At 54.9% G+C, this 15,133-nt stretch carries 9 protein-coding genes and 2 pseudogenes; 7 read left to right on the top strand and 4 right to left on the bottom strand.

Annotation, left to right across the window (positions count from 1 at the left end):
- Window positions 1-712 precede the first annotated feature (712 nt).
- A complete protein-coding gene (locus tag ACZ522_RS03860; protein WP_464391767.1) occupies window positions 713-1,522 on the top strand; it encodes a hypothetical protein in 810 nt (269 codons plus the stop codon).
- A gap of 1,007 nt (window positions 1,523-2,529) precedes the next feature.
- Here ACZ522_RS03860 and ACZ522_RS03865 read toward each other — a convergent pair.
- Window positions 2,530-3,501, bottom strand: coding sequence for a hypothetical protein (locus ACZ522_RS03865; protein WP_379692122.1), 972 nt, complete (start codon window positions 3,499-3,501; stop codon window positions 2,530-2,532).
- Between the two features lie 490 nt (window positions 3,502-3,991).
- On the opposite strand from ACZ522_RS03865, the gene ACZ522_RS03870 reads away from it, so the two are divergent.
- The 3 genes and pseudogenes from ACZ522_RS03870 to ACZ522_RS03880 all read left to right on the top strand — a co-directional run.
- Complete coding sequence (locus ACZ522_RS03870) at window positions 3,992-4,870, top strand: DUF8054 domain-containing protein (protein ID WP_379692121.1); 879 nt, start codon at window positions 3,992-3,994, stop codon at window positions 4,868-4,870.
- A gap of 1,026 nt (window positions 4,871-5,896) precedes the next feature.
- Window positions 5,897-6,781, top strand: coding sequence for a DUF8054 domain-containing protein (locus ACZ522_RS03875; RefSeq protein WP_379692120.1), 885 nt, complete (start codon window positions 5,897-5,899; stop codon window positions 6,779-6,781).
- A gap of 282 nt (window positions 6,782-7,063) precedes the next feature.
- Window positions 7,064-7,213 (top strand): annotated as a pseudogene (locus ACZ522_RS03880) (IS6 family transposase); the annotation flags it as partial.
- A 230-nt stretch (window positions 7,214-7,443) separates the two neighbouring features.
- Here ACZ522_RS03880 and ACZ522_RS03885 read toward each other — a convergent pair.
- Window positions 7,444-7,653, bottom strand: a complete 210-nt coding sequence (locus ACZ522_RS03885; RefSeq protein ID WP_379692119.1) for a hypothetical protein — start codon at window positions 7,651-7,653, stop codon at window positions 7,444-7,446.
- A 140-nt stretch (window positions 7,654-7,793) separates the two neighbouring features.
- Here ACZ522_RS03885 and ACZ522_RS03890 point away from each other — a divergent pair, with 140 nt between their 5' ends.
- Window positions 7,794-8,609, top strand: a complete 816-nt coding sequence (locus tag ACZ522_RS03890) for a hypothetical protein (RefSeq protein ID WP_379692118.1) — start codon at window positions 7,794-7,796, stop codon at window positions 8,607-8,609.
- A 65-nt stretch (window positions 8,610-8,674) separates the two neighbouring features.
- Window positions 8,675-9,601 (top strand): annotated as a pseudogene (locus ACZ522_RS03895) (transposase); the annotation flags it as partial.
- Between the two features lie 480 nt (window positions 9,602-10,081).
- On the opposite strand, the gene ACZ522_RS03900 reads toward ACZ522_RS03895, so the two are convergent.
- Window positions 10,082-13,222, bottom strand: a complete 3,141-nt coding sequence (locus tag ACZ522_RS03900; protein WP_379692117.1) for an FAD-binding and (Fe-S)-binding domain-containing protein — start codon at window positions 13,220-13,222, stop codon at window positions 10,082-10,084.
- A gap of 2 nt (window positions 13,223-13,224) precedes the next feature.
- Window positions 13,225-13,350, bottom strand: coding sequence for a hypothetical protein (locus ACZ522_RS03905; protein ID WP_379692116.1), 126 nt, complete (start codon window positions 13,348-13,350; stop codon window positions 13,225-13,227).
- A 314-nt stretch (window positions 13,351-13,664) separates the two neighbouring features.
- Between ACZ522_RS03905 and ACZ522_RS03910 the strand changes: the two genes are divergently transcribed.
- The gene (locus tag ACZ522_RS03910) at window positions 13,665-15,074 is read left to right on the top strand and encodes an SLC13 family permease (protein ID WP_379692115.1); all 1,410 of its coding nucleotides are present in this window, start codon (window positions 13,665-13,667) and stop codon (window positions 15,072-15,074) included.
- Window positions 15,075-15,133: the final 59 nt, after the last annotated feature.

A 15,133-nucleotide genomic window follows, 5' to 3' on the forward strand; every position in this document is an offset into this window, starting at 1 on the left:
GATAGCCTCCGGCTGACGAGTACGTCCACATTCGGTTCAGCGATCGACTCGCCGGAACGCCCTTGCCGTGCCTGTCTCGTCGAATACCAACCATTACGCTCGTTCGCGTCCGTATTCGAGACACAGCCACCGACGAAAGCGGGGAATCGGAAAATCCTGATGCGGCCTTAGAAACTTATCTGCGCGGGAGAGGACGCCCTTCGGAACGTTGCAGTTCAGTCGCTCCTCGGCGGTGCCTCGTTCATCGCGTCTGTTCGAGGAGGCCCTTCGTGTAGCCGACGGCGAAGAGCCTGCCCTTCGGGTGGACAGCATACCGTTAACGGATATCCTCCAGGAAGATGTCAACGGGGAAAGAATTAACTGGGCAGGGATTACCTCTAGATGTGGGCCGTGTTAGCGCCCCACTAAGGTAGCCTCAGCCATGCAAGAGAAATTCGACCTCGAACGGAGAACAGTGTTACAATCACTCGGAGTCCTCTCTGGAAGTGGGCTCGGACTCGGTACGTCGGTGACGGAAGTTGCATCTGCGTACGATCATACCAATCCGGGTTCTGCGGACCTCGCAGAGAGTGATTCCGTCACAGACATCGACTATTCGAATCAGGGACTGGCCTTCGACCCCGGCGCACAGAGTTACTCTCCAGGAGACGAGTTCATCTTCCCATCCCTCATCGAGACGTCGAACATCGCCGATCCGTTAGGGAAGTACCACTTGTACTGCGCTCCTCACGGTACCTCCGAGACGAAAGACGGTGAGACGATCGGCGTCGCCCTGTTCTACTCGGACACGCTCGGTGACGGTTCGTGGTCGGAGTACGCCGGAAACCCTATCATCGACCCGTCGGACTTCAGCGGCGTCTCTCACATCTCGTCACCGCACGCCATCTACGCCGACGAATACGGGAAAGTGCTGCTCTACGCCCACGGTAACAACGACACGACCCGATGGTGGTACTGCTCAGGTGATGACGGAGCCACGTTCGACTACGGCGGCGTCGCAGTAGACACGTCGATGTACTCCGGGTCGTCAGAAACCTCCTACGCGCGCGTCTACAACTACTCGATTCCCGACCGGTCGAACAGTTACACGATGTTCTTCATGGATAACCAGAGCGGGAATCGTCACATTCGACTCGCGACGTCCGACGACGGGAAGAACTGGACCGTCGACCCGAACGAAGTCGTCACTCCGCAACCGGAACACGAGGGGAACGTCTCCGGTCCCTTCTTCTTCCGATACGCCGGGTCCTACTGCCTCGCCTTCCACGCCTCGGACGGTAACCAATGGGTCGCGGAGGTGGGCGAGAACATAGACAAAGAGAATCACCTCGGGACGTTCAATCAGGCGACGAGCGGAGAACCGGACAACGGCCGATGTAGTTCGCCGTTCCTGATAAGAGACGAGAGTGGCCAGCCGTGGATGTACTACGAGTCCGACGATAGACTCGACGCTGCGATCGGTGTCGAGAAATTGACCGACTCCGACGATGCGGCTAATTTGAGTCTCTTCGACCTCTCGTAACCCACCGTCGGGTAACTGGGTTTGGCGATGAATCGTCCTACGGTATTCCAATCTTTTCCTCCTTTCATCACGTACCCGCTTTGGGCCTTCGTAGGTGTTATCATAATTATAGAAACTGGCTCTCTACTGTAGCGGCTAATACCACTGCTCTCCAGCTCACAGAAGTCTAAAACCGCGTTCATAGCGTAGGACACGGCTAACGCTGGAAATAAGCCATGCATCAAAACCATCCTCCGAGGTTGGGAACCTCCGGTGGCGGTCATTTCATATAGCACCATAGGATTCATTCGGTCCTTGATCTCGCTGTATTGCACGATATCGCGCGTTTCGGACGCCAAAACTGGGGAACCAGATATCGCCAATTCCACATTTCCTTATAATAAGCCAAAGTGGAACGCTCTGAACATCGAATACTAATCATAGGGCCCCTCTATACCTTGAAATCAGCGTGTACCCACCCCGACACTATTAATACACCATATGGCGCTATACAGAATATTAATGCCGGAGGTGTATACGTCTCGTAGAGCGTTACCACTCACAAAAGGTGGACCGCATTAGTGTAGAGATCTAATCAGGTGTTATCAGTGCTGAGCAAATCAGTTCGACACACTCTCTATCTATGAGAGTCGCATATAATCTGTCTCATTACCGTCACTGACTTTCAACAGGAAGTTGATGGCTGCAAGATGTCGTGCGACAAAAATCAGATATCCTTACAATCCTTGTGGAGAAGGCAGTAGGGGTGTCGTCGGGGCACATAGTATCGAAGACAAGGTACAGCGATGTGAATGGATTAGTACCAAACCGTTCAAAATCCTGTCTTAGTGTTTCTTTGACTTAGCCGTAGAATATTAGCGGCAGGTCCATTACTTACTCTGTCACTCTCACATCTTCAAACGTACTGTCAAAATGAATTGCTCCACTATATATCTCGGAGTAGAGAAAAATTCTTATGAAGATATAATAACACAAAAAAGAAATTGTGTTCGAATCTAGTTGTTTGGTTAGGCGACTGGATAAATGGGGGTGGAAGGCCCACAGGGGGCAATAGACTGATCACAGTAATCAACGATACATTCTGCGACCTCCTCACAAGCACCACTAATTTTCATTAACATAACCCTACCTCCACAGAGTGAGGCTATTGCAGCGAGACATGCCACAAATGGTGCCGGACCACCTAGTCCAGTAATGACACAAGCCTCCCCTGCTAGACCACAATAGAAAGACGAGTCCATCAAGTCGTATGCGCAGACATGGAATGGAGCGCCCTTACACGAATCTGGCGTTTTAGCGGCCATCGTTGAGAACCCATCAGAGGAGCTCACAGAAGCTCCTATTTGTTTTTCGTGTAAAATCTCTTCAGTACTCCTATCGATAATTACTACTGACGAGTCCGTTTTACCTTTGTAGTAAATATTCGATTCATTTTCAATCACAGATACGTTACTAACCTCTCCACCAACAATCTTAGCAACTAATGCTTCTTCATCCCCCGTAGCTGTCCTTGCATACATTGCAGTGTCAGGCGTGCCAATAATAAATTGGGATTTGCCTTTAGCGGGTGGTGCGTTGGTAATCTTCTTAATCCAGCCTTTGTTGGACTTCTTCTTAACTGCTAAAATTGCTTGTACAACAGTGCCGTTCTGTATTACCAGCCCAAGGATACCGACGTTAGTTTCATACCGAATTCCATGGGCTATAGTCTCACCTCCGTACTTTACTCGAGATTCTTCCGCCTGCTCATCCAGATTAATTTTTCCACTCTTATTCTCATTATTTCTCTTCCTAATATTGAATCCAGTCCCGATTTTTTCTGAGATATTTTGAACTGGCTTAGTTTGAATATACTTTTCAGTCTCTGCCCGCGTTGTATCTCGGCTTTCTGCAGTAAGATCACCCGCTTGAGCGGTTAAGCTAAACCCACTTGTTGCGCTAGCTACACCAATCGCCTTGAGGAGGTCTCGTTTCCTCATAGAGATGAAGTTATTCTATAATAATATAAATATCACTAATCCTACATTTAAATATCTAATAGTTATATCACTGGTCAGGTGATTGGTTTTTGCTGCTCGTAAATACAAGCATTACTACTATCCATCCAAAAATTAGGTAAGGCACAAAGTCTAGACGGTAATAGATTCCAATGTGGAAGGGTCCCGGTACCAAAAGAGGAAGGAACACGAGATACGCAATGATCATCGCCAGCGTTGCAGCAACAGTAAATTTCGTCACTTCATCCATATATTGTCGATAGCTCCTATTACTCTCAGGGGGGCTTCATTGTATAAATGTACTGGTGATATTTCTTCGTTGAGTCCTACTAAACCATAATCAATTAAGCAAATAGATCCTGACGGTCACCACTGCAAGCGCTCGTTGTGAGCGTTGGGTGATGTCCATTGTGTTCAACGGCAGTATAGTCATCGAAAGAATAATTATCCAACTAATCGATTTCTCATCTTGATGAAGGTGGACATAATCAGAATACTTCGTCAGCCAGAATATACCGGTGAAAATCGATGCGAACCTTGCACAGTATTGAACTTAATCATTGCAGGACTTTTTAGTTCGGCAATTGCCTGGAAATCGAAGATTGGAGGTGTCACTACCTTTGGTGTCTCAGTAGGACTAATCTATCTTTGTGGATATCTTGTTCCTGGAACACCTAGATTAACAAAGCAGTACCTTCCACAAGCAGTACTTCGATGGTTTGGTAAAGAACTCGAATTCGAGACGCTGAACGGCCTCAACACAGCATCCGCACCTACGAATAACACGAATAGTCAGTCATCGCAGGTAGCATCCCATGACCCGGGTACTATGACTGAAAAGATTGATCCCCACAAATACCTACTCACAGAGAGGATCCTTAAGCCATGTACTGACCAGGACGATCTCTGTCTCACAGAGATATTTAAAGAAGAATGGAACGAGAAGATGGTAGAGTTGGCTACCGAGAATCTGGATGGGGGTAAGGGAGCTTCGGCTCTTGAACTAGAGGCGAAAGGAGACTCGTTCGAAATTGAGCAGTACGGAGACGCCTGGACATTAGTATCCGATTCACAGATTCTCGGACAATGGCCTTCTCATGCAGCACTCCTCGCCGACATCGCGGCTGCGCACGTACTGGATAAGCGGTCTGACCAATGGAATGAGCTTGCTTCATCCCAGAAAGGACAGATCCTCACTGGACTTCGGCTATTTTTGGAACATTGTCCTGGCAGTAAAGGGCCTGTAAGCTTGAATCAGAAGACGGTGGAATCGTGTTGTTCCTCCTACGAGGTAATTACGTATTCTTGTGATGAAACAGGAGAACGACTCTTTGAGCAGCCCCTTGAGTAGACCTGAGACCTAGTCGAAGTCAGCACGATTTTTCGTCCTACCTCAATTTGCCTTGGCATTCAGCACCTTCAAAATTAGAAACTAAGACTGCGACGGTTGATGGGGTTATGATAGTGGACAGACGAAAAGAGAAAACCAGATCACTTCGATGCCAGCTCTGATCGCCCATCTATTCTGTAGCTCTCCTGATCCTCCTTAGAGTGCGGATTTCAGGATAGGCTCTACTGGTCACCACCAGATGAACCTCGAAACGAGATGGTAGTCTAGTACTCCATTTCTTCGCCAAGGGAAGTCACTGATTACCGTTACACCTGGCGACAGGTCGAACTTTCTCGATTCTCCTATCTGTGCGACTAAATTGATTGTAGCTATTTCAATAAATCTGAGCAGGCGACCATTACAGTTCTATTATTGTAACTCCGGGATATTCTATAGGTAGGATGAGGCTCTAATTCGACTGGAATCCGACATGGCGGGGTAGTCGGGGTCGGTCCTGACATGACCGTCTGAACCACACCAAATGCCCTGACTGATTGAGACATTTCCGAACACGCTTACTACCGATTTTCTAACAAATTTTGGCTGTATGCAAGGCACGCATCAGTTTCATCCTTTAATATGGCTTATGCGATTGTCTGAGCCTCTGGCGTTACAGTACTATTACTGTAACGGTAGAAAATATAATTCGAATTCTTATATTCCGGTATAACTGGAATCTCATTGCAATCGGTAGAAGACGACGGAACTGAGAGGGACACAGCATCACGTCTAACAAATTTAGGACCATAGGTGCGACCGCAATTTTTGATTTATGAGGACGGAACCTGTTGGGGAACAAGTGGCGCGTTGGCAGACGAATTGAGGCGCCACACGAAACAGAGCTAGATTTCTCCGTGAGGCAGAGATCGTCTTGATCAGCACACGGCTCGAAGTTGAGATACTGAAGAGCGTAGATGGGACGGTTCTATCCTGAGCCGGATACCCCATCCAAAGAATGATTATCCAGTCATGCCTTTTGCACCTTGTATGAAGGTAGACATAGTTGAGATACTCCATCAACCAGAATATACTGATGAAAACCGGTGTGAACCGTGTACAGTACTGAATTTAGTCATCGCAGGGATCGCCGGATCTGCTATCGCTCGGAAATCAAAACTCGGAGGTGCGGCGGCGTTTGGAGCCTCAGTTGGTCTGATCTATCTCCGGGGGTACTTGGTCCCCGGAACGCCAACGCTAACGAAGCGGTATCTCCCATCGGCTGTCCTTCGTTGGTTCGGCAAGGAACCAGAGTTGGAAACTCGAGGTGGCCTTGGCAGTGTACCAAGTGAGACAACGAGTGCAAATGAACAGCCATCGAAAGCAATGACCTCTGATTCGGAGACGTCAACCGAGGAAATTGATCCTCATGATTTCCTGCTCACCGAGGATGTTCTCGAGCCCTGTGAGAACCGCGATGATCTCTGTATTAGTGAGAGCTACAGCAAACGGTGGAATGCAGAGATAGTCGATTTAACTGAGAAGGATCTAGACGTGGATGAAGCTGTTTCCATCCTTGGAGTCCAGATGGAGGGTGAAACGTTCGAAATAGAGCAGTATGGAGAAGCTTGGGCGTTAGTAACTGGTTCACAGACTATCGGGCAGTGGCCTTCTCAGGGAGCGCTCTTAGCGGACGTTGGAGCCGCACGCGTATTGGAAGAGTGGTCCGATGAATGGGATAACCTTGTACCGGCACAGAGAGGGCAGATCCTCAATGGGCTTCGATTGTTCTTAGAGCGATGTCCAGGCAGTGAGGGTTCGGTAAGTATAAGCCAAGAAACAGTAGAATCATGCTGCTCCTCTCACGAGGTAATCACAGTATCCTGTGATAAAACAGGAGAGCGACTCTTCGAGCAGCAATTGAACGAAGTATAGTACAACACACTCGAACCAGTTTTTAGTATAGCTTCGGTAGCTCTATTGGAATCACCAGCCACGCTTGAATCGGTATGTAGTGGGCTATCAGATGAAAATTATCCCGGTGCCGAGTTTGCCACGCAGCTTCTCGAATCGGCCGTGGAGATGCTGTTCAATAGCTTCCCCCGTTTCAAGGGCCGTGGTTAGTTAAGGATGAAGAGTGAGGCGGTGTGATTTCTTGCTGATTCTTGGCAGAAATCGACTGCCCACAGGAGATTGGGACTGGGTTGATTAGGAAGTCGACATGGAAATCGGAACGCTATCGAGCGAATTTTCTGTGAACTCAAACGGCGCACCTCCTCGTTCTCAAACTATTTCAGCCACGTAGAGCCTCAAACCGCTGAACACTGGCTCCAAGCATTTGCTGCCTGGTCCAGTGCTCCAAATTAAACACGACAGTTCTCGCATGGCAAACTAGTGAATCCGGTTCTCCTCGTAATCAGGGAGTACGGATAGTCGATGGAAAACAAGAGATCGAGGTATTCGCAGATCTACGTATCTCTAGTGCTTTGGAAGTCTGTTCAGCTGTAACATAATTTCCCAAGAGAAATTCGGTGTGAACACAACCCATCAAATTCGTCCTACTGCTCCTATGAGGTCCCCTCCGTCACCGTTTATGCTCATTTCACTCTAGAATTTATAACTCCAAAGGAAATGTAGAGGAGCAACACCAACGATAGTAGTAGCTGTATCGCTGTCAAAATCTGATTATTATATCTCCCCATCACTAAGTTGTAGCCTGTTAAGAACGATATGTAGAGTAAGGCTACTACTGAAAATATTGCAAGTCGACGATTTGAACTAGCCCAGTCAACGATATCCTCAGTCATGTACTAGACAATGCACGCCACAATATTAAATCTTTCATACACATATATCTGGTCACCTTACTGTCAGCATGAAAACATCTATATACATTGAACAATAATGTGTCTATATGCGTCCTAACAGACGTGAAATACTAAGAAGTATGGCAACTGCATCGCTTAGCATAAGTGTACTCGGTAGTACTACCGCTGTTGGAACCGACAGTGATGGGAATAACTGGGAGTTTGAACAACTAAAAGGTGATGAGCGGGAGAAGGCTATTGCACAATTTAACGAGAACCCCCAAGTTCGGGAGCTTCTACGCTTCGCTAGAAAGCAGGAATGGCAACCAAACATGGGTGAGGCTCGAGCCGTCAAGACTGTTGGTCCAGATGTAGAGAAAGTTTCGGTGACTGTCGGATTCGAAACCTCTGCAAATAGAGAAGAGAATGTCTTCATGGGGTGGGAATCGTCAGCTGATCTGGAAACAACACTTTACTATTATTCAAGCGAATTCGACAACGACGGCAAAAAATATACTCAAACAGTCTATACTGTTAATGATTCTGGAGAAATAGTGTCTGAAAGCAAGGATGTTACAGATGTGTTGAATAGTGTCACGTCTGTGTCGGGAGACGGAGTGGTAAAAAAAGCTTCAGAGGAGGAGAATGGGATCTCAATAGCGGCCTCAGATGGCTGTTATAGAGAATGTAGATCTTATGTTTGTGACTCATATAATCTCGAGTGTATTGGCCAGCTCGTGTTCATGGGAGTAATTTCGCTTGGCACTTGTTTAGGATGCGGTACAATTGACATCACGAAAGCGAGCTGTTTGGTGTGCTTCGGTTCGCTTGGAACAACCAGTCTTTCACCATTTACTTGCCATCTTGGAGACAACTGTTCAACTCGGTACGTCTGTGTAACTCGTTCCCAGTACCGTCATAGTCGATACAATGACACCGGTTGTCGCGCACCATAGAACCAAGATTAAATTATAGAATCTAACTTGTTTTCACGGATGGTCTCTAATAGATCCTAATCACCTACGAGTCAACCCGGGAACGAACACCACTCGGGTACGCCCACTGCGACCACATTCGAGACCTCTCTATCGAACGGATTCGAGAGATGTACTGGCAGGTGATCCGGCATCTCCTCGACAAGGTCGCAGAGATAGAGGAGTTCTTCCGCGCCGGTATCGTCGCCATCGACATTATTGAGGCTGACCCTTTCACGGGCGATAGAACGGGCCATAAGGACGAAATCATCGGGACAAAAGAGCAAACCGACGAATATGCCTATCAATGGGCGACGGTCCAGCTGGTCGGCAATGCCGTCCCAGTCGTGCTGGACGCGCGCCCCGTCCGAAAGGGGGAGACACGACTGGAAATCGTCGAAGACTTGCTCAATTCGGCTGAGGAACTCGTTCACGTCGATAACGTGCTGATGGACCAGGAGTTCGATAGCCAGCATGTCTTGGAGATGATCAGCCAACGCGGGCTCTCTTACGTCGTTCCGAAGCGGATGCAGACCAGCGAGAAGGCCCAGGCCAAGCGGCTGCTCCAACAGAGTCGGGACCACTACGAGACCGACCAGAGGCTCCACCTCGACAAGAACGAATGGCACGAGACGACGCTGACATATCGTCGAAAGGAGAACTCCGAACACGATGACCACCAGCAGTACTCGGTGTTCATGACGAACCGAGGCAGCGGGCACCTTACTGAGTATGGTTATCGGTGGAGAATCGAGAGCGGCTACAAGTCGATCAAACGGTTTATGGCCGCGACAACCTCGAAGAATTTCGGGCTGTGGTTCTTCTACGTCGCGTTTGCGTGTCTGCTGTACTCGATCTTGCGCGCGATCGAGTTGCTCGTGCAGGTCGAATTGACCGGAGAATACGAGCATTCGCCACTCTTGACAGCCGACAATACACTGACGCTACTGAAGAAGGAAACAGGAATCGGATAATAAACGTTTTAGTCAGGGTTTCCGCAGCGTCTGAGTGGTAACACTGTCGGGAGTCGAGGAGATTCGCCCGTCTGGTTGGAAATATAATAAGAATGACCGTCCAGAGAGCGATTTGAAGCAGTTTCCGCTCGTTGATTCAGTCGAAACCACGCATCACATCCCTGCTATACCCACTGTAGTCTCTACTTCCAAATATTTGGATTACGTATAGCTTCATGTGGTTTATTTAGTTGGGATCTTAGTAGAATGTGCTGATTTCGTGAGGTAGCGGTCCTGTGTTGGCTGTTCGAGGCTCGACACATTCCACTTGCGCTTAGAACAATAAGCCCAAGTGGATTCGGCAGGGTCGGCGCCCTCTACCGACAGACGGCGCTTCCGCGGACAGAGGAGGCGTCCATCGAGAGATATCGCCCGAGAACACGACCACTGCTTCAGTGTGCGCCGAATTCGAAACCGCCCGCCCCGAACGCCGACTTCCGATCAGCGAGGGAGGGCGTGGGCGAGCAGTTCCGCCGGCGTCGGGGGTTCCTCGCGGTCGAGAGCGGTCCCGGCGAGCGAACTGTCGGCGGGGACGGGTTCTATTCCGCCGTCGCCGAGTTGGGTGCGACAGGACGTCCCCGGCGCGGTGACGACGCCGGCACCGCTGTCCGCTATCTGGTCGAAGAGGATGTCGCCGATAGACCGGCTCAGCGAGTAGTGCTCGGCCTCGTACCCGAAGGTTCCGGCCATCCCGCAACAGCCCGAATCGAGGGGCTCGACGTCGTAGCCGGCGCGACGGAGGACGCCGACAGCGTGATGGTCCTTCTTCTCCGCCTTCTGGTGGCAGTGTCCGTGGTAGGCGACCGATTCGTCGGGCGCCGCCCACGCGACGTTCTCGTCGAGTCGGAAGGCGTCCAGATACTCGCAGAGTCCGTAGGCGTTCGCGGCGACGGACTCGACTGCCGCGTCGGAACTCAGGTCGAGGGCGTCCGACTGGAACATCACGGCGTCGGACGGTTCGACCACGACCACGTCCCACCCCTCGCGGACGCGCGGTTCGAGTTCCGCCGCGTTCGCCTCGACGGCGTCGCGCGCGGCGTCCACGAACCCCTTCGACAGCGCCGGCCGACCGCTGTCGGTCCGGTCGGCCACGTCCACGCGGACGCCCGCCGATTCGAGGACGCGCACCGCCGCCTTCCCGACTTCGGGGTGACTGTAGTTCGTGTACGTGTCCGCGAAGAGAACGGCCCTCCGTTCGGCCGCCGCCTCGGCGGTGCGCGGGCCGCCTCGCTCTGCTCGCGCCTTCGCCGCTCGCTTTTCCGAGGCGGCGCAGCCGCCTCGCTCTTCGAACCAGTCCCGAAGCGTCTCCCGACGGAACTCGGGGAGCGACCGCTCGCTGGCTATCCCGACCGTCTTCTCGGCTATCGCGCCCGCGCCGGGGAGCGACTGCAGGAGGTTCGACACCGGCGCGAGGGCGCTTCCGACCGCGGCCAGCGTGTCGAAGTTGGCGAACAGCTTGTCTCGGAAGCTCGCGCCGCGTTCCTGATGCCGTTCGTGCATCACCTCGGTTTTCAGTTTCGCCATGTCGACGCCGCTCGGACAGTCCCGCTTGCAGCCCTTACAGCCGATACAGAGGTCGAGAACCTCCTCGGCGAACTCGTCGTCTGTCGGGTCGTCGGGCAGGTCGCCGCTCATCGCCTGCCTGAGGAGGTTCGCCCGGCCGCGCGTCGCCGTAATCTCCTCGTCGGCGGCCCTGTACGTCGGACACATCACGCCGCCCGTCGTCTCCTGCGACCCGCGGCATCCGCCGCACCCGTGGCAGAGTTCGACCATCCCCCGCATGCCGTTCTCGTTCTCCCAGTTCAGCGAGGGGTCGAACCCGGCGTCGTACTCGTACTCGCCGTCGTACCGCAGGTTCTCGGTCATGTCGTGATCGCCGCAGACGTTCCCCGGGTTGAGCAACCAGTCCGGGTCGAACGCCGACTTCAGATCGCGGAACGCCCGCCACAGGTCGTCACCATACAGTTTGCGGTTCCACTGGGTGCGGGCGTGGCCGTCGCCGTGTTCGCCCGAGACCGACCCACCGAACTCGACGACCATGTCCGTCACCGCGTCGGCGATGGCCACCATATCCTCGCGGTCCTCGGCGGCCTTCGTGTCGACGAGGGGTCGAACGTGGAGGACGCCCGGTCCGGCGTGCGCGTAGAACGCCGCGTCCGCGTCGTGCCCCTTCTCCGTGAGGAGCGACTGGAAGCGTTCGACGAACTCGGGGAGGTGTTCGGGCGGAATCGCGCAGTCCTCGATGAAGCTGATGTGCTTCTCGTCGGACGTCCGCGAGAGGAGAATCGGGAGCCCGGCCTTCCGGAGCGTCCAGAACATCTTCCGTTCGCCCTCCTCGTGGGCCTCCAACCCGGCGAACGCGATGGTCTCCTCTATGGCCGGCCGGTCCTCGGGCGGCGTCGCCTCGGTGTCGGTCCCCGGTACCCTGTCCGCGAGGAGGCCGGCGGTACGTTCGCGGCCGTGGTCGTCGTCCTCGGCGTAGAACTCGACGAGCAATGCCGCTTGGGCTTCGTCCGGCACGAGCGACGCCGCCTCCTCGAACTCGGTCGTCTCCCGGGCCAACCCGAGTAGCACGTCGTCGACGAGTTCGACCGCCGCCGGGTCGTGTTCGAGGACGTACTGGACGTCGGTCACGGCGTCGAGGACGCTCTCGTAGAACAGCAGCGACACCGCCTTCGTCTCCGGGACGGGTTCGAGCGACACCTCCGCCTCCGTGACGACGGCCAGCGTCCCTTCGCTCCCCGCGAGCAAGCGTGCGAGGTTGACCGTCCCGGTTTCGGCCTCCTCGACGAGGACGTCGAAGTTGTACCCGGAGACGTTGCGCTTCAGTTCGGGGAAGCGCTCGCGAACCTCGTCGCCCTCCTCGTCGATGACTCGGACGACTTCCGCGTACACCCGTTCGAGGAGCGACCCCTCCCGGTCGGCGTCCGCGCGGAGTTCGGAAACGGGCGTCTCGCCCAGCGTTTCGACCGTCCCGTCGGCCAACACGACTTCGCACTCCTCGACGTAGGCGTCGGTCTTCCCGTACTTCAGCGAGTGTGCGCCCGTCGAGTTGTTTCCGATAGCGCCGCCGATGGCGCTGCGATCACCCGCAGCAGGGTCGGGCGCGAACTTCAGTCCGTGCGACGCGAGCGACTCGTTGAGTTCGCCAAGCACCGCTCCGGCCTCGACGCGGGCCCGTCGCTCGCCGGGGTCGATGGAGACGATATCGTCCATGTGGCGGGTGAAATCGAGGACGACGGCCTCGTTGACCGCCTGCCCCGCGAGGCTCGTCCCGCCGCCGCGAGGGAGGACCGGAATCTCTCGCTCCGCGCAGTACGCGACCGTCGTAGCGACGTCCTCGGTCGATTTCGGGAAGACGACCCCGATGGGCGTCATCTCGTACGCGCTCGCGTCCGTCGCGTACAGTTGGCGCGTGTACGCGTCGAATCGGACGTCGCCCTCGACGCGTTCTCCGATGTCGTCTACGACCGCCGGCCGGGCCACGTCGTCGTCGACGAAGTCGTACGTCGCCCGACGGTCGGTCGTCGCGTCGTCGGTGCCGTCCCCCGCGTCGAATCGGGTGTGAGAACTCGCAGTCATCCTCAGTTGCCCACCCCGAACGGATCCTCGCGCGTCCGGCGACGAGACGGCGCTCGACGGACCTGAGACCGCCTTCGCTCGTCGAACGCAGTCGTGCCGTCGCCCGCCTGCCCGTCGGGTTGCATCATTGCGTAGATTTCCCGCTCCGTCCGTCATAAACATTACCCAAAATAACGCTCCTTCGGCCGAATTTGTCACGTCGTTATTCCGTCGCAGTGAGCGATTTACGGCCCGATATCGCCCGAATAGGGTTTCGGACGGACGCTCCCTCGGACGAGGGCGTACGCGGTGAGAACATCGACGCCAGTACGAACGGTTGTCTCTCGCCCTCGTTCGTCGCGACGAGTCGCTCAGATCGCCAGACCGAGTCGGTCGGCGGGAGTCCGCGTCGAGAAGTCCGTTCGATAGAGTAAATGCGCTCGACCGTGACCACCGAATCACGATGCCGGACGGAACGCGTCGGGTCGCGGTCGAACTCGCCGATCTGGACCCCGCGTGGCTCTCGGTCCCCGCGGGTCTGCTCGCGGCCGGGGGGATTCTCCGATTCGCTCCGCTGGCGGATGATGCGTCCCTCATGCTCGCTATCACCGTGTTCTGCGTCGCCCTCTGGATACGGTCCCCCGTCGAACCGTGGTTCACGGCGCTCGTCTGTATCGGACTCGTCGGCGTCGCGTTCTCGACGGAGTTGGCGCTGACGGGCTTTCGGTCGCCGGCGACGTGGCTGGTCGCCGTCGGCATCCTCGTCGGAGAGGCGGCCCGCCAGAGCGGACTCGCGGAGCTGGTCGAGGCGTTCACCCGCGACCGGATGCCCGACCGGATTCTGACCGACGCCGTGGTCGCGTTTCGGTATCTGCTCGTCTACTTTTGCTTCGCCAGCCTCGCGCTCGCGGTCCTAATTCCCTCGGCGCTCGTTCGAGTGCTCATCCTCGGCCCCATCTTACTCTCGCTCGGCGACGTGTTCACCGAACGCCGCGCGAAGGTCGGCATCTTCCTCGGACCGCTATTCGCGACGTTTTACGGCTCCTCCGGCGTGCTGACGGGGTCGCTGGCGAACATCATCGTGACCGGACTGGTCGAGTCGAGCGGCGGACCGGCCATCTCGTGGACCGAGTGGCTGCGGTGGCTCGGCCCCGTGATGGGCGTCGGACGCGTCCTGTTGGTCGTCGGCGTCACGTACCTCCTCTATCGCCCGCGCGACCGGGACGCCGTCGTCGCCCCCGAACGGACCGAGAGCGTCACCGCATCGGCCGACGAGATGCGGATGCTCGGATTTCTGCTCGTCGGCGTGGCCATCTGGGCGACGGACTTCCTCCACGGCCTGCACCCGCTGTTCGGTGCGCTCGCGGTCGTGTTGCTGGCGTTCGCGCCGCGAATCGGCGTCGTGGACGCCGACGCCGTCGCCGAGGCCGACTTCTCGATTCTCTTCTTCTTCGGGGCGATATTCGCTATCGCCGAGGGCCTCCGACGGATCGGGTTCACCGACCTCGCCGCGAGGGAACTCCTCTCGTATCTTCCGAGCGACGCGTCGCTCCCGGTGATACTCGGGTTCGTGGTCGTGGTTTCGCAACTGCTCGCGCTGGTGATGGAGGGGTTGGCCGTCGCCAGCGTCCTCACACCGGTTCTCATGTCCTTCGCGGCGAGTGCCGGCGTTCCGCTGGTTCCGGTCGCGATGATGGAGGCCGTAGCACTCAACACGTACTTCTTCCCCTACCAGTCGGCCGTCCTCGTCGCCATCCTCGGGATGGGCGTCGTAGACGGCGTGGAATTGGTGCGAACGTCGAGCGCAATCGCTCTCGGGACGCTCCTGCTCCTCGTCCCGATTCAGATCGGCGTGTTCGTCCTCTTCTTCTGACCGCCCGCCTCCGACGCCTTCCGGATCGGCGACTCGTTCCTCCTGGGAGATTCGGACGA

The organism is Halopelagius fulvigenes (assembly GCF_055398025.1).

Bases quoted from the DNA above. Each gene is read 5' to 3' on its own strand.
- ACZ522_RS03890 (WP_379692118.1), top strand. From the start codon at position 7,794: ATGGCAACTGCATCGCTTAGCATAAGTGTACTCGGTAGTACTACCGCT.
- ACZ522_RS03885 (WP_379692119.1), bottom strand. From the start codon at position 7,653: ATGACTGAGGATATCGTTGACTGGGCTAGTTCAAATCGTCGACTTGCA.
- ACZ522_RS03905 (WP_379692116.1), bottom strand. From the start codon at position 13,350: ATGATGCAACCCGACGGGCAGGCGGGCGACGGCACGACTGCGTTCGAC.
- ACZ522_RS03900 (WP_379692117.1), bottom strand. From the start codon at position 13,222: ATGACTGCGAGTTCTCACACCCGATTCGACGCGGGGGACGGCACCGAC.
- ACZ522_RS03865 (WP_379692122.1), bottom strand. From the start codon at position 3,501: ATGAGGAAACGAGACCTCCTCAAGGCGATTGGTGTAGCTAGCGCAACA.
- ACZ522_RS03875 (WP_379692120.1), top strand. From the start codon at position 5,897: ATGAAGGTAGACATAGTTGAGATACTCCATCAACCAGAATATACTGAT.
- ACZ522_RS03870 (WP_379692121.1), top strand. From the start codon at position 3,992: ATGAAGGTGGACATAATCAGAATACTTCGTCAGCCAGAATATACCGGT.
- ACZ522_RS03910 (WP_379692115.1), top strand. From the start codon at position 13,665: ATGCCGGACGGAACGCGTCGGGTCGCGGTCGAACTCGCCGATCTGGAC.